This is a genomic window from Streptococcus suis (assembly GCF_002960625.1).
Taxonomy (GTDB): domain Bacteria; phylum Bacillota; class Bacilli; order Lactobacillales; family Streptococcaceae; genus Streptococcus; species Streptococcus suis_T.
In genome coordinates this window covers 54,988-81,426 of sequence record NZ_POJH01000048.1, presented here as the reverse complement: position 1 = coordinate 81,426, position 26,439 = coordinate 54,988, and the positions used below count along the sequence as shown (strand labels likewise).

17 protein-coding genes and 1 pseudogene are annotated in these 26,439 nt (G+C 42.6%); all 18 read right to left on the bottom strand.

What is annotated here, in order from left to right; genetic code table 11:
• Positions 1–172: 172 nt before the first annotated feature.
• Positions 173–7,150: a mucin-binding protein gene (locus C1G49_RS10345; RefSeq protein ID WP_105125598.1), complete on the bottom strand. Its 6,978-nt coding sequence runs from the start codon at positions 7,148–7,150 to the stop codon at positions 173–175.
• 352 nt (positions 7,151–7,502) lie between these two features.
• Positions 7,503–7,970: pseudogene (gene tnpA, locus C1G49_RS10335) on the bottom strand (IS200/IS605 family transposase).
• A 207-nt stretch (positions 7,971–8,177) separates the two neighbouring features.
• The gene (locus tag C1G49_RS10330) at positions 8,178–9,758 is read right to left on the bottom strand and encodes a DEAD/DEAH box helicase (protein ID WP_105125597.1); all 1,581 of its coding nucleotides are present in this window, start codon (positions 9,756–9,758) and stop codon (positions 8,178–8,180) included.
• Between the two features lie 204 nt (positions 9,759–9,962).
• Entirely contained in the window at positions 9,963–10,667 is a 705-nt protein-coding gene (locus tag C1G49_RS10325; protein ID WP_105125596.1) for a hypothetical protein, read from the bottom strand.
• A 13-nt stretch (positions 10,668–10,680) separates the two neighbouring features.
• Positions 10,681–11,559: an ATP-binding cassette domain-containing protein gene (locus tag C1G49_RS10320; protein WP_105125595.1), complete on the bottom strand. Its 879-nt coding sequence runs from the start codon at positions 11,557–11,559 to the stop codon at positions 10,681–10,683.
• A 158-nt stretch (positions 11,560–11,717) separates the two neighbouring features.
• The gene (locus C1G49_RS10315; protein ID WP_105125594.1) at positions 11,718–12,296 is read right to left on the bottom strand and encodes a YitT family protein; all 579 of its coding nucleotides are present in this window, start codon (positions 12,294–12,296) and stop codon (positions 11,718–11,720) included.
• A 93-nt stretch (positions 12,297–12,389) separates the two neighbouring features.
• Positions 12,390–12,773 carry a PH domain-containing protein gene (locus C1G49_RS10310; RefSeq protein WP_105125593.1) on the bottom strand — a complete coding sequence of 128 codons (384 nt, stop codon included), beginning with the start codon at positions 12,771–12,773 and terminating at the stop codon, positions 12,390–12,392.
• Between the two features lie 464 nt (positions 12,774–13,237).
• A complete protein-coding gene (locus tag C1G49_RS10305; protein ID WP_105125606.1) occupies positions 13,238–14,782 on the bottom strand; it encodes a peptide chain release factor 3 in 1,545 nt (514 codons plus the stop codon).
• Between the two features lie 144 nt (positions 14,783–14,926).
• Entirely contained in the window at positions 14,927–15,610 is a 684-nt protein-coding gene (locus C1G49_RS10300; protein WP_161942116.1) for a TIGR02206 family membrane protein, read from the bottom strand.
• Between the two features lie 250 nt (positions 15,611–15,860).
• Entirely contained in the window at positions 15,861–17,222 is a 1,362-nt protein-coding gene (locus C1G49_RS10295; RefSeq protein WP_105125591.1) for a UDP-N-acetylmuramoyl-tripeptide--D-alanyl-D-alanine ligase, read from the bottom strand.
• A gap of 151 nt (positions 17,223–17,373) precedes the next feature.
• Positions 17,374–17,778 (bottom strand): OsmC family protein, encoded by a 405-nt coding sequence (locus C1G49_RS10290; protein ID WP_105125590.1) that lies wholly within the window; start codon positions 17,776–17,778, stop codon positions 17,374–17,376.
• Between the two features lie 91 nt (positions 17,779–17,869).
• Entirely contained in the window at positions 17,870–18,916 is a 1,047-nt protein-coding gene (locus C1G49_RS10285) for a D-alanine--D-alanine ligase (RefSeq protein WP_105114643.1), read from the bottom strand.
• Between the two features lie 80 nt (positions 18,917–18,996).
• A complete protein-coding gene (gene recR / locus C1G49_RS10280) occupies positions 18,997–19,593 on the bottom strand; it encodes a recombination mediator RecR (RefSeq protein ID WP_024404490.1) in 597 nt (198 codons plus the stop codon).
• Between the two features lie 8 nt (positions 19,594–19,601).
• A complete protein-coding gene (gene pbp2b, locus C1G49_RS10275) occupies positions 19,602–21,647 on the bottom strand; it encodes a penicillin-binding protein PBP2B (RefSeq protein WP_419579756.1) in 2,046 nt (681 codons plus the stop codon).
• Positions 21,648–21,763: 116 nt separating this feature from the next.
• Positions 21,764–23,149, bottom strand: a complete 1,386-nt coding sequence (gene vga(F) / locus C1G49_RS10270) for an ABC-F type ribosomal protection protein Vga(F) (protein ID WP_161942115.1) — start codon at positions 23,147–23,149, stop codon at positions 21,764–21,766.
• A 257-nt stretch (positions 23,150–23,406) separates the two neighbouring features.
• The gene (locus C1G49_RS10265; protein WP_105125589.1) at positions 23,407–24,210 is read right to left on the bottom strand and encodes an MBL fold metallo-hydrolase; all 804 of its coding nucleotides are present in this window, start codon (positions 24,208–24,210) and stop codon (positions 23,407–23,409) included.
• A gap of 6 nt (positions 24,211–24,216) precedes the next feature.
• On the bottom strand, positions 24,217–25,566 hold the full coding sequence (gene vicK, locus C1G49_RS10260) for a cell wall metabolism sensor histidine kinase VicK (RefSeq protein ID WP_105125588.1): 1,350 nt from the start codon (positions 25,564–25,566) through the stop codon (positions 24,217–24,219).
• Positions 25,559–26,263 (bottom strand): response regulator YycF, encoded by a 705-nt coding sequence (yycF, locus tag C1G49_RS10255; RefSeq protein WP_105114647.1) that lies wholly within the window; start codon positions 26,261–26,263, stop codon positions 25,559–25,561. Before yycF ends, vicK begins: the two co-directional genes overlap by 8 nt.
• Positions 26,264–26,439 lie beyond the last annotated feature (176 nt).

Here is a 26,439-nt window from a genome sequence, read left to right as displayed (position 1 = left end):
AAAATGCCCATGGTCTTACCTCCATTATTAGCTACTGTTAGTATAGCAGAAAATTAGGTATTATCAAAGGATTTTTATAGGAAATACAGACAATGTCGATAGGCATTCTAGCATCCTTACCTGCATAAAAAACAAGAGAGGAAAATCCTCTCTTGTTCATGTTTACCAAAAACTAGTCTTCCTTCCTAGCTTTCACAACCATGCCGAGTGTAGCCATTAACAAGCTGATACCTGCCATCAAGGCAATATCTGAACTGCCATCACCTGTATTTGGTAATGTTCGTTGACTTGCTTTATCTGCTGTCACTGTATTTTGAGTTGGTGAAGCTGGCGCAGTAGGGGATACTGGAGCCATAGGCTTCACTGGAGCACTTGGTTGGGTTGGAAGAGCTGGTGGTGTTGGTCGAGTAGGTTCTGGAACAATTGGTTCTTGCGGCTGAGGTACAGGCACATAGGTAATCGGAGTATCCGTTCCTGGATTTGATGGAACTGGCGGCAAGATATAGCCCTTGCTTGGATCACTTGGATCGACTGGGGTCAATGGACTTACGCCGTCTGGTCCGACTGGAATATGACCTGGAACATGTGGCAGAACTGGCAAATCAGTACCCGGTTTACTTGGATCCGTTGGGTCGTTCGGATACGGAATTGGCGGTACTGGGTCTACTCCTGTCGGAACACTTGGAACCCATGAACCGAGTTTGCCATAGACATAGACAACAGTTGTACCACTAGCAGAAATTGTTCCTGTTTGGTTCACTGGCACTTCTACTAGATAGTAACCTGAAATCACCTTGCCGTTGGTTGTGTATGGATCACCAATCTTGCCTGTGATGGTTTCTGGCGGAAGAATCTCACGACCATTCTCATCCACGTACTTGACTGTGACAGTTGCTTCTTTCGGTGCTTCAGGCACATAGGTAATCGGAGTATCCGTTCCTGGATTTGATGGAACTGGCGGCAAGATATAGCCCTTGCTTGGATCACTTGGATCGACTGGGGTCAATGGGCTGACGCCGTCTGGTCCAACTGGAATATGACCTGGAACATGTGGCAGAACTGGCAAATCAGTACCCGGTTTACTTGGATCCGTTGGGTCGTTCGGATACGGAATTGGCGGTACTGGGTCTACTCCTGTCGGAACACTTGGAACCCATGAACCGAGTTTGCCATAGACATAGACAACGGTTGTACCACTAGCAGAAATTATTCCTGTTTGGTTCACTGGCACTTCTACTAGATAGTAACCTGAAATCACCTTGCCGTTGGTTGTGTATGGATCACCAACCTTGCCTGTGATGGTTTCTGGCGGAAGAATCTCACGACCATTCTCATCCACGTACTTGACTGTGACAGTTGCTTCTTTCGGAACATCCTTGACGTAAGTCACGATAACTTCTTTATCAGCTGCTTCTGCTGGTACATCTGCTTCGGCTTCGACACTTGCTTTGTCTGGTATGTATCCTGCGATTGCTGGTGTGTCTACCTTGTCGAAGTCGTTATCAGTTGAGATCCACTCGCCAGGAGTCACTACTTTAGTCACTAGGTTAACAGTCGCAGTACGTTTGTAGGTCAGTGTTTCAACGACATCGTCTTTAGCCTTACTTCCATCTTCGTATTGGTACTTGATGGTTCGTGTAACCGTTTGGTTGAGGTCACTTTCCTTCAAGCCATCTGGCCATTCTGGTCCGTCTGGATTTTTTGGATCCACTTCTGTTCCTGGATTCTTAGGATCTTCTGGGGTGACTGTTACTACTTTTGCTTTTACGACGACTTCAAATGATTGGTCTGTAGCTTTGTCTTTGTCGTATACTTGTCCACCTTCTTTGGTGAAGCCATCTGTCACTACTTCGTATCCGTTGTTTTTCAATTCAGTGATACGAGCTGTGGTGGTGTAGTTGATTGGCTCGCCTGACTTACCTGTGACTTCATCCACAGCACCTAGCTGTTTACCGGTGTCATCTTGGTATGTGATGGTAGCTTTTTGGGCATCTTTCACATATCTAACGATAACTTCAGTGTCTGGAGCTGTAGCTGCTACATCCACTTCAGCTGCTACACTTGCCTTATCTGGTGTGTAGCCTGCAATTGCTGGTGTGTCTACCTTGTCGAAGTCATCATCAGTTGAGGTCCAGTCGCCATAAGTCACTTCTTTAGTTACCAAGTTAACAGTCGCGGTACGTTTGTAGGTCAGTGTTTCAACAATATCTGGCTGAGCCTGACTTCCATCTTCGTATTGGTACTTGATGGTTCGTGTAACAGTTTGGTTGAGGTCACTTTCTTTCAAGCCATCTGGCCATTTTGGTCCGTCTGGCTTGCCTGGATCTACTGGTGTACCTGGGTCTTTCGGATCTTCAGGTGTGACTGTAACAGTTTTAGCTTTCACAACAACAGTGAAGGCTTGGTCTGTGGCCTTGTCAGTATCGAAGACCTGTCCACCATCTTTGGTGAAGTCATCACGAACCACTTCATAGCCTTGGTTTGTTAACTCTGTAATACGAGCTGTTGTGCTGTAGTTGATTGGCTCACCTGACTTACCTGTGACTTCATCCACAGCACCTAGCTGTTTACCGGTGTCATCTTGGTATGTGATGGTAGCTTTTTGGGCATCTTTCACATATCTAACGATAACTTCAGTGTCTGGAGCTGTAGCTGCTACATCCACTTCAGCTGCTACACTTGCCTTATCTGGTGTGTAGCCTGCAATTGCTGGTGTGTCTACCTTGTCGAAGTCATCATCAGTTGAGGTCCAGTCGCCATAAGTCACTTCTTTAGTTACCAAGTTAACAGTCGCGGTACGTTTGTAGGTCAGTGTTTCGACTACATCTGGCTGTGCTTCTGAGCCATCTTCGTATTGGTACTTGATGGTACGTTTTACTGTTTCGTTCAGATCTGTTGCTTTCACTCCGTCTGGCCACTCTGGTCCGTCTGGGTTGCCTGGATCTACCTCAGTGCCTGGATCTTTCGGATCTTCTGGTGTGACTGTTACTACTTTTGCTCTGACTACTACTTCGAATGTTTGGTCTGTAGCTTTGTCTGTGTCGTATACTTGTCCACCATCTTTAGTGAAGCCGTCACTTACTACTTCGTATCCTTGGTTAGTGAGTTCAGTGATACGAGCTGTTGTGGTGTAGTTGATTGGCTCGCCTGACTTACCTGTTACTTCGTCTACTGCTCCTAGCGTTTGTCCGTTGTCATCTTTGTATGTGATGGTCGCTTTTTGGGCGTCTTTGACATAAGTCACGATGACTTCTTTGTCTGCTGCAGTAGCTGGCACGTCTAGTTCAGCTTCGACACTTGCCTTGTCTGGAGTGTAACCTGCAATAGCTGGTGTGTCTACTTTGTCGAAGTCATCATCAGCTGAGGTCCATTCACCATAGGTCACGTCTTTAGTTACCAAGTTAACAGTTGCGGTACGTTTGTAGGTTAGTGTTTCGACTACATCTGGCTGTGCTTCTGAGCCATCTTCGTATTGGTACTTGATGGTACGTTTTACTGTTTCGTTCAGATCTGTTGCTTTCACTCCGTCTGGCCACTCTGGTCCGTCTGGGTTGCCTGGATCTACCTCAGTGCCTGGATCTTTCGGATCTTCTGGTGTGACTGTTACTACTTTTGCTCTGACTACTACTTCGAATGTTTGGTCTGTAGCTTTGTCTGTGTCGTATACTTGTCCACCATCTTTAGTGAAGCCGTCACTTACTACTTCGTATCCTTGGTTAGTGAGTTCAGTGATACGAGCGGTTGTGGTGTAGTTGATTGGCTCGCCTGACTTACCTGTTACCTCATCTACTGCTCCTAGCGTTTGTCCGTTGTCATCTTTGTATGTGATGGTCGCTTTTTGGGCGTCTTTGACATAAGTCACGATGACTTCTTTGTCTGCTGCAGTAGCTGGCACGTCTAGTTCAGCTTCGACACTTGCCTTGTCTGGAGTGTAACCTGCAATAGCTGGTGTGTCTACTTTGTCGAAGTCATCATCAGCTGAGGTCCATGGGGTATAGGCAAGAGCTCCAGTAACGACATTTACCTTAGCAGTACGAGTAAATGTCAATGTTTCTTCAACTGTCTGTCTTGCCTCTGAGCCGTCTTCGTATTGGTACTTGATGGTACGTTTTACTGTTTCGTTTAGATCTGTTGCTTTTACTCCGTCTGGATATTTTGGTCCAGTTGGATTAGTTGGGTCTATCGGAGTATTTGGCTCTTTTGGAGCATCAGGAGTTACCGTCTTAATTCTTTCACGTAAAACAATCTTAAATACCTGACTTGGATCCTGTCCATCACTGTCTTCTAAACTATCAAACGTCGCTGTAGCATTTGTGAAATTATCACTGATTATCTCGTAACCATTATTTAACTTGTTACGAAGATAATCACTAGTTGCTGACGTAGAAATAGCAGTTCCTTTTCTATCTTGCTCAATCAAACTCGTTTCAAAGACTTCTTGCCCTTCTTGATTATTCTCAACATTAACTGTCTTTGTATAGATTTCTATCTTAGCTTTTGCTGCTTTCTCATATACATATGTCAATTCTTTCAACGTGTCACGTTCAATAGTACCTGTTTCTGCTGAAACTTTAACAACTTGACGTAACTCTGCTGGATCCTCAGTAACTGGTTTAAGAGTAGATGTAGCAGGATCTACTTGTTTAAACAAATAACGAGTACCATTTATTGTCTTCTCTGCATCTCGTAGTGACTCTGTGTTATACTGAGAACCACTTACTCCATGAGATACTAAAGTTGTGCTTTCTAAAATTGGTTGACCAGTTTCATCTACATAATGTACTACTACGCCTCCTTTTTCGGCATAGTAATAAGTCACGTGCTGTTCATTCGCAACGTTGTCGTTGACCATACGCATTTGAACACCACCGAAACCAAAAAGTTGACCGTCTTTTCCTTTTAGAGTTATGGCATCATGCTCTGGAATAAAGAAATTACCTTCAGGGAAGTTTTCTCCATTTCTAGGAAAATTATTAGTTGCTCCTGTGATAATATTTGTTGTTTGTTTAGTACTAAAATTTTTAAACTGATACTTAGATGTATAGCTATAACTACCTTCTAGCGTATTTACTGCACCAGGAACAATTTCTTCAGATGTAAAGAACTTAATAAAGTTTTCTGATGTAAGGTCTGCTTCCGTAATATTTGTTTTTCTATCAAGCGCTAATCTATTTGGTCCATCTGGATTCAGCAGGTAAATATGCGCTTTGTGGGTACCATCTTTTTGAGTAACTTCCAACACACGCACCAAATTGTGCGTCATGATACTTTGAATCGTTTTTGCTCCAACCTTGTAATCTGCTGCCAAATCACCCTTTAGAACAGTCGGCACATCTTCGGCAATTAGCTCATATTTATCAAAATCTAACGCACCTGCAATAGTATAACTATCTCCAGTTAATGCTCCTTTTTGGATATAGGTAGCTAGCGTTTCTTCTGCTCTCTTTTCTGTAGCTTTTACGACATATTTCGTTTCTTGTGTCGTACGAACCGGAACCAAAATATCAAAAATATTCAGTTCTGTCCCAACATATTTTGGGCTTACCTTATCATAGATGACTGTATTGACATTACCACCATGAGGGTTGTTGATTTTTAAGTTTTTGCTTGTAGAATTACTCGGATCTGGGGTGAATTGAAAACGATATGTATAACTATCTTTCTCATATTGAGATAAGGTATTAAACTTAGCTGTAGAACCTTGGGCAATCTCAACTGACTCTAAAATTTTATTATTCTGACGCTTATCAACTAAATCTGCATATACCTTGTTGATTTCTCCTTCTTTAGAGATAGAAAATTGGAAGAAGTAATCTTTATTATATTTGTTATTAAAAGTCGTTGTCTTGTTTGGTTCTTTCTGAGAATTCAAACTTAATACCATAAAGACTTCTCGTCCATCAGGTAGCGTTGTTTTATACGCTGTAGGTACTGCTGTTGTTGCTTCTGTTACACTTGCATCACCAGCTGCTACATCTAAACCTGTATTAGCAGCCTTAACTTCGTCCGGAATAACCCATTCAGTAGTTACATAAGATACAGTATTTGCACTTCTTGTAGCATTTTCGATAGCCCTAAAACCACTTGTCCCTTCCGCATCACCACTAGCTGCAACGGTCGTTTCTGTCAGCGGATTATCCTTCTCATCTTTTTTACGCGTCACAGCAAAGGAAAGTATGTTGGTTTCGTTTTCAGCAACAACCTTAGTTATGACATTCGCCTGCCCATCTGCTAGACGATAACCTGAACGAAGCTTATCAGCAGTGACAGTTACCTCAGTCTTAGCCACCTCATCAGTAGTCTTGACAGTTACATAACCTACTTGGCCTAGCTTTTTCTCTTCACCTGTTTCCACATCAGTTTGAACAACCTTATAAGGAATATTGACTGTCCGTTCTATGACTGACTTAGCTTGAACTTCAGGAGCTTCTGCAAATGGTTGAGCGTCTGAGATAGCGTTTTCATTTTCTACCGCTGGAGAAGTACTTGAATCTTTTAAGACTTCCTGACTAGAAGCCGATTCTGCATTTGGCTTAGCCTCATCACTTTCTATTTTCTCAATGCGGAAGGTTATAAGATTTTCCACTCCTTCAAGGATATCCACAGTCTGTTGAGCATCCTGGTCTACTACCAGACGATAGCCCTCTGGTAATGTAGATGCTACTACCAGACTGTAGCTAGCTTGCTGATCAACAGTTGCCACCTCTATGGATAAGGTTTCTGATGAAATTACCTCATTCATAGGGTCAATATAGCGGACAGTATAGGTAAGCACAGCTTGTCTAGACACAACCTCTTCTTCCACAAGGGGAGCTGGTTCCGTCTGAACTTCTTCACTTTGCAAAACGTCAGCTGGTTGAACTGGTTCTGTGACCACTTCTTCCTTTACATCTTCACTAACAGGCAAAAGTGTCGATGTTTCAGACGAAACTTCTTCTGAAAGTGGCAAACCATCTGCTCTTTCTTCACTAACAACAACTTCTTGCACAGGAGGAGAAACCGGTATTTCCTCGGTAGCACTTACCTTACTCCCCGCACCCAAGACCAGCGATACCCCTAAAAGTACACTGGCAGCACCAAAATGAAATTTCCTGATTGAAAACCGCTGTCTTGCAGCGTACCAATCGAAACCTTTCTTGCCTTTTTTCATAAAAGGGCTCCTTTCTATATATCAATATTTACCTTTAATAAACATACATATACTATCATTTTTTAAGTATTTTTTCAAGGGAATATGCGTAACTATAAGTAAGTCTAATAGACCATAAGCTGAGCTTATAGGATATATATATATATATATATATATGCATGGGTGTATTTTTTTATTTGTTTACAGATGTCCAGATTTCTGTTTATTTCAATCATGACCACCCGTCAAACGGGTGGTTTGAACAAGGGCTATAAGCCCACATCACCAGCCAGCGCCTAAAAACACTGGTTTTCACTTTATTCAAGCCTCACTGCTTTTGACTCGTCACTAGCCTCTTAAAGAGGCATTCGTATTACTTGCCATTATCACTAAAGGGATCTTCATACTCTTTTACACTCAAGAATCAAGTGCTATATCATGTTTAACTCGCTTTCTAGATTTTAAGCTCGTGAAGAAATCACCCACTGGATAATTTCTTTATTGTGGCTTCATTAAGTCCAGCTTACACTCTTCAACAATTCCCCAAATTGTTGAAGCTATCTGCCCAGAAATGACGATTGCCAAATTTATAGAGAGATTGGCATGTTTATCAAACATCATAAGAGCACTCTTACCTTTTAAATATCCCATAAAGCTTGATACACTTAATCGCGGAGGAATACTAACATATGAACATGATCCGGCATCAGATGTCCTTCGATAATTTCCACGCCTTTATAAGTACACAAACGTCGGAATATTTCTCCCAAACTACTTCGATATTGATTATAGATGATTTTTCGTCTATACTTAGGCGTGAAGACAATGTGGTAGAACACAACCACTTTGTATGTGATAAACTATGTGCCTGAGTGCCATACTTTTCTCCTCTCGCTTTACAATTGGCTTGAACACCTTTATTGTATCGCGTTTGGAGTTTTTTGGTATAACCTTCGTCACGCACCTTACGGAGCGTGTCGGACTAAAAGTCACATAAATAAAAAAGAGTATCCCCCTTGAGGAAATACTCCTTGTATAAATATACTTTTTATCTCTCACCCTTATTGCGAATTACAAAGCCTGTTTGCTTTTCGCTTGAAGTGCGTTGGTGTGGTTTTTTGCTATCTTGACGGCGGTTGTCACGTTTGAACTTGTCATCGCGACGGTTGCGGTCATGGCGGTCACCACGACGTCCTCCACGATCTCGATTGCGGTCACCGTCACGACGACCTCCACGATCACGGTCGCGACCTCCACGGCCACCCTTGCCCTTGGCTTGACCAGGAGCAAACTTGAATGGCAATGGTTTTTCACGCGCAATTTCCACTTCTGGCAAGCTATCTGGATCTTGTACAGTTAGGCTGAGTACGTAAAGAGCAAGCTCTTCAGGCGTAAACTCCGCCGCCAATTTAACCGCATCCTTCTTGAACTTATCAAAATTGCTACGGATAGTTTCATCAACCATATCACGCTCAATCTTCTTCAAAGCAACTTTTTTCTTAGCTTCAAAGGCCTCTTCAGCAGTTGCCGGCTTCAGTCCCTTCATACGTTTCTTGGTCAAATCTTCGATGATAGCCAAGTAGCCCATCTCATTTGGAGATACAAAGGTAATAGACTGACCGGATTGACCAGCACGACCTGTACGACCGATACGGTGCACATAGCTTTCTGGGTCTTGTGGAATATCGTAGTTGTAGACATGTGTCACACCTGAGATATCCAAACCACGGGCCGCAACGTCCGTCGCAACAAGGACATCAATCTGGTCATTTTTAAAATCACGAATGACACGCAGACGTTTGTTCTGGTCCAAATCTCCGTGGATACCTTCTGCACGGAAACCACGCAATTTCAAACCACGCGTCAATTCGTCAACACGGCGTTTGGTACGACCGAAGACGATAGACAATTCTGGCTGGTCAACGTCCATGAGGCGTGTCATGGTGTCAAATTTCTCATTTTCTTTGACACGGATATAGTATTGGTCCACGTTGACGTTGGTCAATTCCTTAGCCGCAATCTTAACGTGCTCAGGCTCTTTCATGAACTTGACACCGATACGCTTGATTGGCTCAGGCATGGTCGCAGAAAATAGAAGGGTCTGGCGACTTACTGGCACACGTTCGATGATGGCTTCAATATCATCCAAGAAGCCCATGTTAAGCATTTCATCCGCTTCATCAAGAATAAGGGTTTCAACACCGTCAAGTTTGAGAGCCTTGCGTTTGATCAAGTCCAGAAGCCGACCAGGCGTACCAACTACGATATGAGCACCAGAGCGAAGGGCCTTGATTTGTTTTTCAATGCTAGAACCACCGTAAACAGAGCGGACTTTCACACCCTTTTCACGACCAAATTTGAAAAGCTCCTCTTGACTTTGCACCGCCAACTCACGCGTTGGGGCAATAATCAAGGCTTGAACAGCTTGATTGTCGATGTCAATCTTGTTGAGGGTTGGCAGACCAAAAGCTGCGGTTTTCCCTGTCCCCGTCTGGGCCTGACCAATCACATCCTTGCCTTCAAGAGCAAGAGGAATAGTCTGCTCCTGAATTGGTGACGGCGTTTCAAAACCAGCCTTCTCAACAGCAAGCAAAATGTCTTCTGATAGATTTAATTCAGTAAATTTCAATGTATTCTCTTTTCTAAAAGGCAGTGCGAAGCTACCTTATCTCACTTTTTTTGTAACAACTATTTCCACTGGCAGCGAACTAACCAGTATCAGACTTGCAACTTACCTAGTATAACACATTCTCAGCATTAAGGTGAGGATTTACCTTGGAAATCAAAATAATACGTTTTCACAAAAAGCAACCTCTCTCGAGATTGCCTATTCTTACTTCAATTCCTTTTTTGAAAATAGCAGAGCACCGCAGATGAAGTAGCCCAATCTAAAGACCCGTGCCAAGATTGACGGCCAAGAGAGCAAGTTCTCCAAGTCAGCTGCCACAGATAATTGTGAAAACATCATAAAGTCCGCAAAAAAATCCGTTTTAAGAAGAATGCCTGTCGCCATCATGAACAACTGATCAAACAAGAAGGCAATCAAAATATAGACCATGTAAGCCTGATAGATTTTTGGGAAAATGACAAACAAGATTGTACAAAAACTAGCAATCACAATATAAAAGGGCAACTGATAAACAAAACCTTCTAAAAGAACCCCGTAATCTGCCGCTCCATTCATCATTTGACGAGCAAAACCAGTCAGCATATAGGCAAATAAGACATAGAAGACACAAAGTCCTACACTAGACAACCACTTATGTGTAAAAATCTTCAAACGGTTCTGGGTACGCACCAGACTATTATTAACTGTCCGAAACTGAAAATCCTCCCCAAAGAAAATTTTAGCTGGAGTCACAAAGAAAAGCGGTAATAAATTTGCCCAATTGGACAAGATCTCTTGAGCACCTGTAGAGCTCAGCTCCTCTCGACTGCTATATGCAAAAATCAGACTGAACATCATCAAAATCCCCAAACTAATTAGTGACAGTTTTTCCTTGCGAATTCGATACCAATCAGCTTTAACTAAATTCATTTTCCACTTCCTCCTAGTTCAACAAGCTCAAATAATACTCTTCCAAATGCTGGCCCTGACGGTAAATCTCCAGAATCTCAATCCCTGATTGACCAACCAGATTAATAAGAGATTGAACATGTTCATCCGCATCCAAGACCAAACCAGCCTCTTCCAAACTAACTTCCAGCCCCTTTTCTTCCAAATAAACCTTCACAGCTGCATTGTCTGCCGTATCCAGATAGAGCTTTCTCGCCACGACCGCTGCCAAATCAGCCCTGGTCAGATCACGAATGACCTTGCCCTTGTGCATGATGACAAAACGATCTGCCAACAACTCCAACTCCGACAAGATATGACTAGAAATCAAGACCGTCATTCCGTACTCATCCCGCAAGCGCAAGATAATGTCCCGCACATCCTTGATCCCAGACGGATCCAAACCATTAATCGGCTCATCCAAAATCAAAAACTCTGGAAAATCAATAATCGCCAAGGCAATGGACATCCGCTGCCGCATCCCAAGCGAAAAATTTTTGACCTTCTTCTTCCGATCCACATCCCCCAGACCAACCAAGTCCAGCACCTGCTGGATACGCTCCGTTGGATTTTCCAGGGATAATTGCAGAGCTGCATACATGAGATTGTCCCAGGCAGACATGTTGGGATACAGAGTAGGCGACTCAATAATAGCCCCCATCTTAACTGGTTTTGGATAGACCAGTTGACCAGCCGAGGGAAAAATCAGCCCTGACAAGATTCGAATCAGAGTTGTTTTCCCTGCACCATTTTGCCCAACCAAACCACAAATCTCTCCACGCTGGATGGCGAAGGATACCTGATCTACCGCAGCCTGCTGACCATAGACCTTACTCATCCCCTCAATCCGCAACAAGACATTCTCTCTATTCATACAAGTCTCCTTTTTGTATCTTTGTTTTGATGTCTTAATTGTATCACACAAACAATACAGCGTCAAGTCAAAAAATAAAAAAGTTTGGAAAGAAGCCAATTCAAAAAATAAAACCTATACTCACCGTCCAGTACTGACTGGTGAATACAGGTTCTATCCTATTTCCATTTGGTCAAACACAAGTCTAAGGATTTACTGATAAGAAAGACCATAACCAGGGTCCAAAACGTTTTGGTCCAACCAATTTTAAAAGCCAAGGGTGTCACCACCAAAATATCAAAAATCAAAATAACCCTTGTAATCTTCCAATTGAAATATTTGTTACATAATAGGGCAACTATATCACTACCTGCTGTTGAGCCGTTTCCTTTAAGAACCAGGGCCATGGACAAACCAGTCGCTAGACCAGCTAAAATAGCAGAGGGAATAAGCGGAAGCCATTGGGCTTGTAGAAATCTTGTCACATACATGGTCGCCGACATAGAACCCACTGCCAAAAAAGTATAGAAGACCCTTACTCTACTCAAAAAACGGTAGGCCAAAACAAGGAGAACGCCATTGAATATAAAACTTGTTACCCCTGCTTCCATGCCCAGAGTGTAGTAAAAAAGTAAGGCAAGCCCTGTGACCCCACCTTCTCCAAACTCATGGGGAATGACCAACATATTCAAAACTAGGGCATACAAGATCCCACCCATAACAATCAGTAAACAATCTTTTAAACCTATCTTTGACATAAAAACACCTACTGGATTTGTCTATATTTAGTATATCAAAAAAAGTAGAAAGCGGATACACTTTCTACTCATTCTGTACCGAGATTGTTAGGATTATTTCCCCAAAACAGCGGATGCTAAGGCTTTTTGAATAGCAATAACACTCTTGTCACTCTTGAACTGAAGAGTTTCTGCAGGCTCTGCCGCAGAAGAAATCCAAATTTTTAATTCAGCATCCAAGTCAAAATGGCCAGAGGTTTCGACCGTAAAACGCGAGATCGAACGATAGGGAATAGACTTATATGAAACCTTCTTACCAGACATTCCTTGCTTGTCCACCAAGATCAAACGATACTCAGTAAAGACAATCAAGTCACGAACCAAGCTAAATGCCATCTCTACTTGCTCATTTGCCAATAAAATATTCTCTAGCTCCTGCTCTACCTTGTCATTATCCATCTGTGAGGCATTGCCCATCAAACCTGAAAACAAACCCATGTGTTAACTCCTTTTTATGTTTTTCCTTATTTTACCGAAAAATGTGGAATAAAAAAAGCAAAAACCCATAAAAGTTTTTGCTATTATAAACTGTTTTATTAACTTCAAAGTTCGAACCTGAGGTTCATCGAAGCGACTTAAGGAAGTTTTAACTTGATTTTCAAAGCTGAATACTGACTTTAATACGCAAAGAAAATCAAGAATAAAACTAGGCAAGGAGCTGAAGATTGAACTTAAGGTTCATCGAAGCGACTTAACGAAGTTTTAACTTGATTTTCAAAGCTGAACAGCTGTAAACTGACTACCGTCAGTTCCTATTTCCAACTAGAAAAGGTCCACTGGACCTCGACGCAGTAGGCGTCATTAAATCACTCTTCGCATAGCTTGAGTTCTTTGGACGCCCTTGCGAGGGAAAGACGACGAAATCAAATCAACTTTGTTGATTACTGATTTCTGTCTTTCCGCTACATCTTCTCTTCCAACTCCACATCCGGATACTTGTCCGCGAACCAGCGGAGTGCAAAGTCGTTTTCAAAAAGGAAAACGGGTTGGTCAAAGCGGTCTTTGGCTAGGATGTTGCGGCTTGAGGACATGCGTTCATCCAGGTCTTCTGGCTTGATCCAGCGGACAGTCTTTTTACCCATTGGGGTCATGACTACCTCGGCATTGTACTCGCCTTCCATGCGGTGTTTGAAAACTTCAAACTGGAGCTGACCAACGGCACCCAGCATATACTCGCCAGTCTGGTAATTCTTGTAGAGCTGGATAGCCCCTTCTTGCACCAGTTGCTCGATTCCCTTATGGAAGGATTTTTGTTTCATGACGTTTTTAGCAGAAACTTTCATGAAAATTTCAGGGGTGAAAGTTGGTAGCGGTTCAAATTCAAACTTGTTCTTGCCTACGGTCAAGGTATCTCCTACCTGATAGGTCCCTGTATCGTAAACCCCGATAATGTCACCCGCCACTGCATTTTCCACATTCTCACGGGCCTCAGCCATGAACTGGGTCACGTTGGATAACTTGGCTCCCTTACCTGTACGAGGCAGGTTAACCGCCATACCGCGTTCAAATTCGCCCGAAACCACACGGACAAAGGCAATGCGGTCGCGGTGACGCGGGTCCATGTTGGCTTGGATTTTGAAGACAAAGCCTGAAAAGTCTTTGTTGAGCGGGTCAATGACATCCCCTGTCGTCGTCTTGTGACCATGTGGCTCTGGAGCAAATTCCAAGAAGGTGTCAAGGAAGGTCTGCACACCAAAGTTTGTCAGGGCTGAACCAAAGAAAACAGGTGTCAAATCGCCGTCCAAAATAGCCTGCTCTGAAAATTCATTTCCAGCTTCCGCCAAGAGCTCGATATCGTCCAGAACTTGAGCATAGAATGGGTTAGAACCAAAGAGCTTGTCACCCTCGTCCAAACTTGCAAATCGCTCCTCGCTTCGGTAGAGTTCCAAGCGTTTGTTATGAAGGTCATAGAGACCCTCGAAAGATTTCCCCATACCAATCGGCCAGTTCATGGGATAGCTGGCAATGCCCAAGACTTCTTCCAACTCCTGCAATAAATCAAGTGGCTCACGGCCATCACGGTCCAACTTGTTGATAAAAGTAAAAACAGGAATGTTGCGGTGCTTGACAACCTCAAAGAGTTTTTTGGTCTGGGCCTCGATACCCTTGGCAGAGTCCACCACCATGACAGCAGCATCCACCGCCATCAAGGTACGATAAGTATCTTCTGAGAAGTCCTCGTGCCCTGGTGTGTCCAGGATATTGACCCGCTTGCCCGCATAGTCAAACTGCATAACAGACGAAGTCACTGAGATACCACGTTGTTTCTCAATATCCATCCAGTCAGACTTGGCAAAGTTACCAGTCTTTTTCCCCTTGACCGTCCCAGCCTCACGAATCTCCCCACCAAAATAGAGCAGTTGCTCGGTAATAGTAGTCTTACCCGCGTCCGGGTGAGAGATAATCGCAAAGGTGCGGCGTTTCTTGATTTCTTCTTGTAGTGACATGATGTTTATTCCTTTTTCTTTGGTCCATAGCAGAGCTGACTTCAACTTTTTCCTATCATAAAATGAGACAAAAGAAAAAGAGAGTGACTACTGCAACTCTCTTATTATAACGGATTCGCATGGATTTTTCAAACGCTTGAACAATCAATCTTGGAGTAGGTAAACCCTTTTTTTCCAGTAGACCTGAAAGCCTGCCTGAATCGAACCAATCAAAAAAGATAAAACAAGTGTTAATAGGAAAAAGTTAAACCAGATTGCCTGACTATTAACCATTGGCAACCGAGTTAGAAAACCATAATTTCCCTCTGTTAGCCAGTTAACCACCAGCATGACCAGATGAAGCATGACTGTCAGTGACAAACGCTCCCGTCTTGAAAGACTGAATTGATGTCCCTCTGTCAAAATATAAGACAAACTCAACACTGCTAAAGCATAATGACCAACCACAAAGGTAAAGAAGGTCAGATGTGGAAAAGGAAAGGGATCGAAGACCGGGTAAATAAAAGCCACCAGGGAACCGATAAAACCAAGATAGGAAAAATAGAGTTTCAATTTTCCCTTCCTAGCAAAAAGTAAAAATAATATGGCTAGTCGACAATGATAAAAGGGTAAACTTTCAGATAGGGGAAAATCAGCCCAAACATACCAAGTATATAGACTAACCACTTGAAAAAGTAAAATTGTCCAAAACAAACGGTTAAACCAAGTTTTAGTATAATATTGCGTGGTCAAGTAAAGCAAGATAAAAAGCAGTAGCAACAAGCCAAGGTGAGTAAATAACCCTAGATGCGGGCCATGCGAAACTTGATTAGTAAAAAAATCATTCATACTTTCTCCCCCTAAATCCTTTCTAACCATTCAAATTAAAGATAGTATATCAAATTGTATAAATGTTTACAAGCTGGATTAAAAAATTAGGATGTCAACTAGTAGGATAATAATGATAATAACCTGTAAATTCTAATTTCCATGTCTGGCCATCTTTCTATGTTATTAGAAAATACCTTAGGTTCTTGACGAAAAATAAAATATGGCGGAACTTCCCCCTATAAAAGTAGGAGAAATTCAATCATATTCACTATTTTGCTAATTCTTCCACCACTTTAGCCAACTGCATTGAGTTAGAGCCCTTAAGCAAGATCTGATCATTGGTTCCTAATACTGACTGAACCTGTTTAACCAGGTCTTCAAATTGGTCCTGCTCTGCATTTTTCCTAAAGAAATAGACTTTTCCAATCGGAAACATCTGACTAGCCAGCTGAGCCAGACCTTCAATGTCCTGACCGTAAAAAATGACGGTGTCTAGCACATCAGGCGACAGGGACAGAATTATTTGATTATGAAGATCAACCGACTGGCTGCCCAGTTCTTTCATATCTGCCAAAACCGCGATTTTCTTGCCGCCGTCGTTTGCGGGAATACTAGAAAAAGTTTCCAAAATCAATCGCATAGCCGTTGGGTTAGCGTTGTAGACATCACTGAGAATATCTGCTCCGTTGGCTGCCTTTTTCCACTCGGTACGATTACGGGTCAAGTTAAGACTGGCTAGGGCTGATTTAATGGCTTCATCAGGCACACCCAAGGTCTTGCCCACATAACTTGCTACCATGGCGTTGGTGGCATTGTACTTGCCTGTTACAGGCAGGAAAATGTCGCCGTCCATGAAGTTGACAGTGAAGATCAGACTGTCCTTGCTCTCGACCAGACTGGTCACCTGCAAATCAGCCTGCTCACCGAAGCGAACGAGCTCTACATGACTAGGTAAGAAGCTATCCGCAATCGGATCTGCTGGGATCAAGAGTTTACTACCTGGCTCCATTCCGTCTGCAATCTGCAATTTGCCTTTGGCAATCTCTTCTCGTGAACCGAAAAATTCCAAATGCGCTTCCCCAAAAAGAGTAATAACTGACAGGCTTGGTTTGGCAATTTCAGACAAGAGATGAATATCTCCCAAGTGGTCTTGTCCCATTTCCAAAACCAGTTTTTCCGTATCATCTGGCATATGGAGAACTGTGTAAGGAAGTCCGATTTCGTTATTATAGTTCCCCTGAGTTTTGTAGGTCTTGTAGGTGGTTGCTAGGATATCGTGGATCATATCCTTGGTAGTCGTTTTACCATTTGAACCAGTTACCGCAATGACTTCTACTCCCGTTTTTTCTAGATAGTAGGTCGCTAATTTTTGTAGGGCAGCCAGGCAGTCGTCCACTAGAATGTGGGGAAGATCAAGGCTGACTTCAGACAGGGTTACCGCGCAGCCATTTTCAAAAGCTACAGGGATAAAGTCATGACCGTCACGCGCTCCCTTGAGGGGAACAAAAAGGTCCCCTTCTGTAATCAGGCGACTGTCGAACTCCACCTTGTTAAGGGCCCTATCGGGATAAAGACTAATATTATTTTTTGCGCCCAAGACCTGAGCGACTTCGTGTAGGGTTAATTTCATTATTTTCTCCAATATAGTCTTTTAGTTTACTTTTAGTACTAGGCAACGAGCCGCAGGCATAACTGAAGTTAGGCAAGGTGAGTTAACGACGTAATAAAAGATAAACTAAATGACGATAAACTAAAAAAGAGCTTTCGCTCTCTCTATTATATCACTTTTTAGCTCGTGTGGATAAAAGTTCAGCCTCATCTAACAGGTCAAACACGATATGGTAGCTGATATCATCACGCAAGAGGGCTTTGACCCTGCACTTTTGGTCCACATAGGCCAAGATTGCCGCCTGCTTCTCAGCTGAAACCTGCTCGGCCACGGCAATGCGTAGTTCAAATCTTCTATCCTCCAACTGACAAGCCACTTGAACTGGCATGGTGTTATTGCCTTCTTGGCTGGCATAGTAACCCTGCACACACATGGTCACACAGGCTGCCAAACCGATATTCACTAGACTAACAGGTGTTTCTCCCTTCTCCGTCACCCCAAAGGTACGAACTGGTTCACCATAGCCTTGAGAGATAGCTTGAAATAGACTTTCTCCACTTACTGTCGTTTGATACATAGACACCTCCTGATACTTGCCCTCATTCTATTCCTATTTGACCCCCTTTGCAAGAAAAAGATTGGATTTTCTCCAACCTTTTTCAAACGACTTAAATCAAATGGCTTTCGCGTTTTTCAAACATTTCCTTAGCCAAGCTGACTAACTCTTCAATCAGGTCTGGGTAAGCCAGTCCCATGTTGTCCCAAAGAAGTGGGTACATAGACCACTGGGTAAAGCCTGGCATAGTGTTAAGCTCGTTGAGGAAGATATCGCCCTCTTCTGTTAAGAAGAAATCACAGCGAGATAGACCACAACCACCGATAGCACGAAAGGCCTTGGCAGCATTGTCCCGCATGGTATCCATGATAGACTCATCAATCTTAGCTGGGATTTCCATAGTAATCTTGTTGTCGATGTATTTGGCATCGTAGTCATAAAAAGCAACGTCTTTGACTACTTCGCCAGGAAGTGTCGTTTTCACGTCAGCATTTCCCAAAAGACCAACCTCAATCTCACGCGCGTTAACCCCTTGCTCAACAAGAACACGGCTGTCATACTTGAAGGCCACATCAAGCGCCGCCTGCAAGCCTGCCAAGTCTTCTGCCTTGGAGATACCAACGCTGGAGCCCATGTTGGCTGGTTTAACAAAGACTGGATAGGTCAATTTTCCTTCAATCTCTGCAATCTTATCATCGATATTTTCACCCTCGATAACTGCCACATAAGGTACTTGGGAGATTCCTGCTGATTCAAGAACACGCTTAGTAGTGATTTTGTCCATAGCAACGCTGGAAGACAAGATATTGGTGCCAACATAGGGCATACGAAGGACTTCCAAGAAGCCTTGGATAGAGCCATCTTCTCCCATTGGTCCGTGAAGGACAGGGAAAACAACGGCATTTTCTTCGTAAATATCACTTGGACGCACTTGTTGGTCTACAACAATAGTCGCATTGGTCATCAGTTTTTCATCAGCAGATGGTGTTTGAGAAAATTCCTGCGTCTTGATGAAATCACCAGTTTGAGTGATAAAGTAAGTTTTTACAAAAAATTTATCATAATTGATGGCGCGCATCACACTTTCAGCAGACAATACAGATACTTCACGTTCTGCTGAACGACCACCATAGAGTAAAATCAAGGTTTCTTTTGACATATACATTCCTCTTCTAATTAGATAATCTACACTTAGTATAGCATAATTTTGAGTTTGAAGCCTTCTCTAATGGATAAAAACTACAATTCTGTCCTGTTCTCAATGGCACGAAGGAGGGTGACTTCATCTGCGTATTCAATGTCACTTCCGACTGCCAATCCTCGTGCCAAGCGAGTAACCTTGATTCCCGCTGGCTTTAGGACACGTGAGATGTACATGGATGTCGCTTCACCATCTGCTGTTGCATTTGTCGCAACAATGACTTCTGTCACTTCGTTTTCCATCAGACGAGTTAGCAAGGTCTTTAAGTTAATATCGTCTGGTCCAATACCATTCATCGGGGAAATCAAGCCATGCAAGACATGGTAAAGACCGTGGTATTCTTGGATATTTTCCAAGGCTGTCACATCTCGACTGTCTTCTACAATTAAAATAGTCGACTGGTCACGACTGCTATCTTGACAAATACCGCAAGGGTCCTGGTCTGTCAGATTGCCACAAACCGAACAATAGGTCAAATCCCTCTTGGCAGCCAAGAGATTTTTTGCAAATTCATTGACCACATCATCTTCCATACCAATGGTATAGAAGGCCAGCCGCGTAGCTGTCTTAATACCGATTCCTGGTAATTTGGAGTAACTGTCAATCAACTTGGCAATGGGTGTAGGATATAGCATAATTCTCCTTAGTTCATTGGGTAAAGTGAATTGTATAAATTAATGATTTCTGTTGTAATTGCTTTTGTTGTAGAATTTTCGTTAGTCAAGTTTGGAAGTACGACTGCAACTGCGATTTGTGGATTATCACTAGGTGCATAGGCAACAACGTTGGTATTTACTGCAGTTACTACTTCACCTGAAGGAGTTGTAGTATAAGTTTCGGCAGTACCAGTCTTGGCACTGATGGTCACGGCCGCACCACGACCGATAGCACTACCTGTATTAAATCGTCCTCCACCATTTACAAGTTGATAAAATCCTTGACGAAGGAGAGCCATTTCATCAGCTGAAATATTGACTTGATTCATCTCTTTACCAGAAACTGTTTCAATCAAATCTCCCAATCCACCTTGGGGATTATTTCCATAGATACCTTCTACAAGATGAGGAGAAATCCTTTTTCCATTATTTGCTACTGTCGCTACATATTGAGCCATCTGCATCGGTGTATAGTTATCAAACTGTCCAAATGCATTCATAATAAAGTTTGCGGTGGAATATTCTTCTGGTAAGAAACCTGTTGATTCAAGTGGTAAGTCAATTCCTGTTGACGCACCTAAACCATACTCTGCAAAAGTCGAACGAAGCTTAGTCATGGCATTTGTCAATGTATCGCCATCATTCAAATACATGTTAGCTGAGTAGGTCTGACCAAGTAGTCCCAAAGCAATCTTAACCATGTAGACGTTAGAAGAATATTCCAGAGCCTCTGTCGCATCAATATTAAAACTACCATAGGCCCACCAAGATGTAATTGGTGCTGAACCTGCAAAATAAATCGGTTCATCTAATAATACCTGATTTCCTGAGATAATGCCATTCTCCCAACCAGATGAAATAGTTGCACCCTTGACAATAGAACCTGGTGTGAAAACACTTGTGATGGTGCCAAGAGCATCTTCAGTAATCGTAGTCGTCCCTTTTTCATGGCTGTAGCCAGACATGGCCAAGACTGCACCTGTACTTGGCTCCAGCGCTACGGCATAAACACCTTCTGAATAAAGAGCACTTCCTGTAGACAGTTCGCTTTCAAAATATTTTTTCAAAATGGCATTGACACCATCTTGAAAGGCCAAATCAATGGTTAGTTTAATATTGTTTCCTTGCTGACCCTCTTGGATGGTCTTAATACTCTCCACATTACCATTTCGGTCCAGATTGATTTCCTTTTTCTCACGTTGTCCTTGTAGGACTTCTTCATACTGCTTTTCGAGGTAGGCAGTTCCCACTCGGTCATTTGGCGAATAGCCTTTAGACAAATAATACTCTGCATCTTCGGCTGGCAAACCTGCCTGTTCACTTGTTACCGTTCCAATAACCGAACTCAAGGAGGTCGGTAGGATATTCCGCTGCCAGTTATTGGTCGTAGAAATACCAGGCAGTTGAGATTCGTTGGCAACAATATGAGCCACCTGCTCTGCGGACAAGGAGTCTGTTACCAGGTTTACTGTTGCGAAGTAAGCAGCACCATTCATTTGCTTAAATAGTTCTATGGCCTGATTTTCCTGTTCCGAATAATTCAACACATCTTCAGACAAACTTTCAACAGCATTGGCATAGATAGTTGCTTCTTCCAGATAATTGCCATCCGAATCATAGAGTTTATCTTTTGGCAGCTTCTCTACAACCTGCTTATAGACCTCTGTATCTGCCAAATAATAATCTGCCTTGTCCCGTTCCGTTACCGAAACATCAGACACCTTGACCCATTGCAAGAGCTTATTTGCTACTTCCTTCATTTCCTGGGCTGACATCTTATTGGAACGGGTAAAGGAAACGACCTGTTGAATCTGATTTTCCACAAGCGGCTTACCTTGCGCATCATAAATCTGCCCACGAACCGATCCATTGCTGATAATCTTTTGGCTAGCAGTTGATAACTTATTGCTATAAAAATCATGATTGACAATCTGCATGTCTGCCAAACGCAAAATCAAGACCAAAAATAAGAAAATAACGATAGAAAATAAAATATTCAAGCGGATGGAAATAAAATTCCCATTATTCTCCACCAAATGTTCCTGTCTTTTTTTCAATTCACCGACCTCATTCTAGAAATATCCTTCTTATTATACCACAGGCGAAAAATATTTTTGAGACCCAACTGTCGATTCAAATAATATTTTCTCTATAAACGTTGAACAAGCTGACAATTCTCAACCAGCCATTTTCTGTGCACAACACTCTCAACAAACCGCTGATCATGGGAAATCAGGAGGACACTTCCCTGGTATTCCTGCAAAAATTTCTCCAGAGCTTCGATGGCTGTAAGGTCCAAATAGTTTGTTGGCTCATCTACTATCAAAAGATTTGCATCCGATAACAAGACCTTGGCCAAGGAAAGCCGAACACGTTCACCACCAGACAGATTTGCCACCTTCTGCTGAGCCTTATCGTAAGAGAGTCCCAACATGCCCAATAAATTGAGAACCGTTACCTTATCTTGAAGCGATGTCGAGCTAGCATTCACAAAGGCTGTTTCTTCTTCATTGAGACTTGTCAAATCCTGGGAGAAATAAGCAATTTTTAATTTTGGATTGTAGTAACCTTCTAATTCTTTTGAAATCAGTTTCCGAACAAAGCTTGTTTTGCCAGAACCATTTGACCCAACCAAAGCTAGTTTATCCCCAAAAGTCATACCAAGCTGAGGAAAATCAAATAAATACTTTTCCCCAATCCACAGCTGTCCATCCTGCAAGCGAAAGAGACTGTGAAGACCAGTATCCAAGGCACCTTTCGCTTCCATCTTTACCCACGTTTCCTTTCTAGGTTGTTCAACCTTTTCCAAACGCTCCATCCGTTTTTCCAAATGCTTGGCAGTCTTGGCCATAGACTTGGCTTGACTGTCATAGGAACCCATCATGGCTTTAACCTTCCACTCGGACGATGAAACACCTTTCTTTCTCTTCTCCATCTTATGTGCCTTTGCCTGACGCTCTTGCTGGGCTTTTTTTAGTTGAGCGACTTTTTTCTGATAGGCTTCATAGGCCTGTTGCTGTTCTTCTCGCCTAGCTCGGCGACTTTCTACAAACGCCTCGTAATTCCCAGGATAAACCTGAATAGTTCCTTCTTCCAAATGCCAAATGTGACTGGCTATTTGATTGAGAAAATGCCGATCATGACTGACAACCAGTAGACTGCCACGATAGCGTTTGATTTGTTTGATTAGCTTTTCCTGGTGTTCTTGATCCAGATTGGCAGTCGGTTCATCCATGATTAACAACTGCGGTCTTTGGGCAAAAGCCTCTTGAATAGACTTCCAAACCTGTTCCCCACCTGAAAGCGAGCTCCTCTCCTGTAACTGGGGTACATAGGCCCAGTCTGTTTTTACCTCAATCTGACCAGCAAAATCCCTATCCAGTCCTAGTAAGATTTTCAAAAACGTGGACTTGCCAACACCGTTATGTCCAACCAGACCAACCTTCTGACCAGCTTGCAGGCTCAACTGCTTGATTGTAAACAAACTTCGTCCCGCAAATTCCTTCTCTAATTGAATACATTTTATCATTTCCATATAGACCTCTTTTCTTCACAAAAAGGGCTTCTATTCTTCAAAAAATGACACAAGAAAAAAGCCATGCAAAACATGACCTTTCCCTATGGAAAAAGTCACACGAATACTAAGCCCTTATGAGCAGTTTTATCCCTTGTATTCTCGGTTAATATAACCTCACTACAATTTTTAAGAACGACTAATAAGCAGCTTAATTATTCATGTAACTTCACCTCACGTATTTTATATATTTATTCTAAACAAGTTCAATGAATTTGTCAAATCTTGGTCAATGGCGTCGCTGTATCTGGCGAGGTATCATAGACTTGGAAATCCACTCCAACTCCTAAATCAGCCTGCGCCAACTGATTAACCATGGTCATGTGAGCCAATTCCTTGATATTGTTTTCCTTTGATAAATGCCCAAGGTAAATCTTTTTAGTCCGATTTCCTAGTGAGCGAATCATGGCATCAGCACCATCCTCGTTACAAAGGTGCCCCTTATCAGACAAAATCCGTTGCTTGAGGTTCCAAGAATAAGAACCCACACGCAAGATTTCAACATCATGATTAGACTCAATCAAATAGGCATCTGCATTGGCCACAATCCCAGCCATTCGATCGCTGACATATCCAGTATCCGTCAACATAACAAAGGATTTGTCATCCTTCATAAAACGGTAAAATTGAGGACAGGCCGCATCATGGCTAACTCCAAAGGACTCAATATCTAGGTCGCCAAAAGTCTTCATAGAACCCAATTCGAAGATATGTTTTTGAGCGACATCAATCTTGCCCAATTTGCTCTCCATAGCCTGCCAGGTCAATTCATTGGCATAAATATCCATACCATATTTACGAGCTAAAACACCAATACCATGGATGTGATCACTATGTTCATGCGTCACTAGAATGGCATCAATGTCTTCTGGCTTGCGGTCAATTTCTGCCAAAAGGCTGGTAATCTTTTTTCCTGATAAGCCAGCATCTACCAAGATCTTCTTCTTATCCGTTTCCAAATAAAAGCAATTCCCACTGGATCCCGATGCCAAAATACTGTAATTAAATCCTTTTCCGATCATATTCCCCTATTCTTCTCCATCTGAATCATCCCACTCATCCATTGTAATATCCTTACTGTATGGCAAGACGATGGTAAAGGTTGAGCCATGTCCATATTCACTCTTGGCCCAAATGAAGCCCTTGTGTTGCTTGACGATTTCCTTGGCAATGGCCAAACCTAGACCGGTACCACCCTGGGCACGCGAACGAGCCTTATCCACACGATAAAATCGGTCAAAGATCTTAGGTAGGTCAGCCTTTGGAATGCCTAACCCTTCATCAGAAATGGATACAATCAACTGACTATCCGTCGTTTTCATACTAAAGGTAATGGTCCCCCCATCAGGCGAATACTTAATGGCATTGTTTAAGATATTATCTAACACCTGGGTCATCTTATCCGTATCAATCTCCACCCAAATAGGGCTGATTTGATAGTCACGCACAATGGTATAAACCTTATCTGACTCAGCATTTTTCATCTGGTCAAAACGGTTAAGGATAAAGGTCACAAAGGCTGTAAAGTTGATTAGTTCGACATCTATTTGACCAACCTGGTTATCAATCCTTGATAGACTGAGCAAGTCCGTAATCATCCTCATCATACGGTTGGTTTCATCCAGAGATACCTTGACAAAACTTGGAGCGACCGATTCTGTCAAGGCTCCCTCATCCAGGGCTTCTAGATAGGACTTGACAGACGTTAGCGGAGTACGGAGTTCGTGACTGACATTAGATACAAATAGACGGCGTTCCCGTTCCTCCTTAGCCTGCTCGGTCATATCATGCAAGACAACAACAAGACCGGAAATCAAGCCACTCTCACTCCGAATAGTCGCAAAATTGGCCCGAAGGGTCAGAAATTCTTGGTTCTCATTGGTATGGTCCAAGACAATCTCAGGTGTTTGTGCCAACAAATCACGCAGACTATACCGATCCTTAATATCCAAAACATCTAATATCTGCAAGGGCTCCTGTTTCTTACCGGCTAGCCCCAATTGCTTTTGTGCCATATCATTGATCATGATAATCCGACCAACTCGATCCGTCGCAATGACCCCATCACTCATATAAGAAAGAATGGAACTCAGACGGGTTTTCTCTTGTTCTAAGCTATCATGAGTTAGACGGATGACTTCCGACAGATCATTGAGCGAGTTGGCCATGTCCGTAATTTCCGGACTGCCTCTCATATCCAAGACCTCCGTATAATCGCCATCCATCAAGGCTTTTACACGCTGATTGAGCTGTTTGATTTGCTTATTATCCCTATGGTTTTCAATCAACAAGACCGTCAATGCAATCAAAAAACCAATGAGAATAACAACAAACCAAAACTCTGCTGTTGTAATTAAATAACGTAATTGATTAATCATTTCCCTTGATAAAGTATCCTACACCACGACGGGTCAAAATATACTCCGGTCGGCTCGGTGTATCTTCAATCTTTTCACGCAAACGGCGAATGGTCACATCCACCGTACGCACATCTCCAAAATAATCATAGCCCCAAACCGTTTCCAGCAAATGCTCCCGTGTCATCACCTGTCCCAAATGCTTGGCTAAATGGTGGAGCAATTCAAACTCACGGTGGGTCAATTCCAATTCTTTGCCATGTTTCTTCGCAACAAAGGCATCTGGAAGAATGACCAAATCTCCGATAACCAATTCAGGACTACCAGTATTCTCAACGGACATCTGTGTTTCTGACAATTCGCTTCTACGCAAGAGAGCCTTGACACGCGCCTGCAATTCACGATTAGAGAAAGGCTTGGTCACATAATCATCTGCCCCAATCTCAAGTCCAATCACCTTGTCAAACTCACTATCCTTGGCAGACAGCATAATAATGGGAACATTGCTGGTCTTACGGATGGTCCGAGCAACTTCTAAACCATCCAACTCTGGCAGCATCAAATCCAAAATCACAATATCTGGAAATTCAGCTTCAAAAACTGCCAAGGCTTCCCGACCATCAAAAGCCGTCACGACTTCATAGCCCTCACGGGTCATATTAAACTTAATAATGTCTGAGATGGGTTTCTCATCATCTACAATCAAAATTTTTCTCATAATTTCTTTACCTTAATTATCTTTATTTCTTCTATTATATCAAACTTACTTAAAAAATTCATAACCAGAGTTAACTAACATAGTTATGTTATATCTTCTAACATGTCCTATATTAAATTGTCTGAATTTACTTGACTTTTAATATAGGGAGTGATATCATGCTATTATCTTACATA

Bases quoted from the DNA above. Each gene is read 5' to 3' on its own strand.
- C1G49_RS10345 (WP_105125598.1), bottom strand. From the start codon at position 7,150: ATGAAAAAAGGCAAGAAAGGTTTCGATTGGTACGCTGCAAGACAGCGG.
- C1G49_RS10325 (WP_105125596.1), bottom strand. From the start codon at position 10,667: ATGAATTTAGTTAAAGCTGATTGGTATCGAATTCGCAAGGAAAAACTG.
- C1G49_RS10320 (WP_105125595.1), bottom strand. From the start codon at position 11,559: ATGAATAGAGAGAATGTCTTGTTGCGGATTGAGGGGATGAGTAAGGTC.
- C1G49_RS10315 (WP_105125594.1), bottom strand. From the start codon at position 12,296: ATGTCAAAGATAGGTTTAAAAGATTGTTTACTGATTGTTATGGGTGGG.
- C1G49_RS10310 (WP_105125593.1), bottom strand. From the start codon at position 12,773: ATGGGTTTGTTTTCAGGTTTGATGGGCAATGCCTCACAGATGGATAAT.
- C1G49_RS10305 (WP_105125606.1), bottom strand. From the start codon at position 14,782: ATGTCACTACAAGAAGAAATCAAGAAACGCCGCACCTTTGCGATTATC.
- C1G49_RS10300 (WP_161942116.1), bottom strand. From the start codon at position 15,610: ATGAATGATTTTTTTACTAATCAAGTTTCGCATGGCCCGCATCTAGGG.
- C1G49_RS10295 (WP_105125591.1), bottom strand. From the start codon at position 17,222: ATGAAATTAACCCTACACGAAGTCGCTCAGGTCTTGGGCGCAAAAAAT.
- C1G49_RS10290 (WP_105125590.1), bottom strand. From the start codon at position 17,778: ATGTATCAAACGACAGTAAGTGGAGAAAGTCTATTTCAAGCTATCTCT.
- C1G49_RS10285 (WP_105114643.1), bottom strand. From the start codon at position 18,916: ATGTCAAAAGAAACCTTGATTTTACTCTATGGTGGTCGTTCAGCAGAA.
- recR (WP_024404490.1), bottom strand. From the start codon at position 19,593: ATGCTATATCCTACACCCATTGCCAAGTTGATTGACAGTTACTCCAAA.
- C1G49_RS10265 (WP_105125589.1), bottom strand. From the start codon at position 24,210: ATGATCGGAAAAGGATTTAATTACAGTATTTTGGCATCGGGATCCAGT.
- vicK (WP_105125588.1), bottom strand. From the start codon at position 25,566: ATGATTAATCAATTACGTTATTTAATTACAACAGCAGAGTTTTGGTTT.
- yycF (WP_105114647.1), bottom strand. From the start codon at position 26,263: ATGAGAAAAATTTTGATTGTAGATGATGAGAAACCCATCTCAGACATT.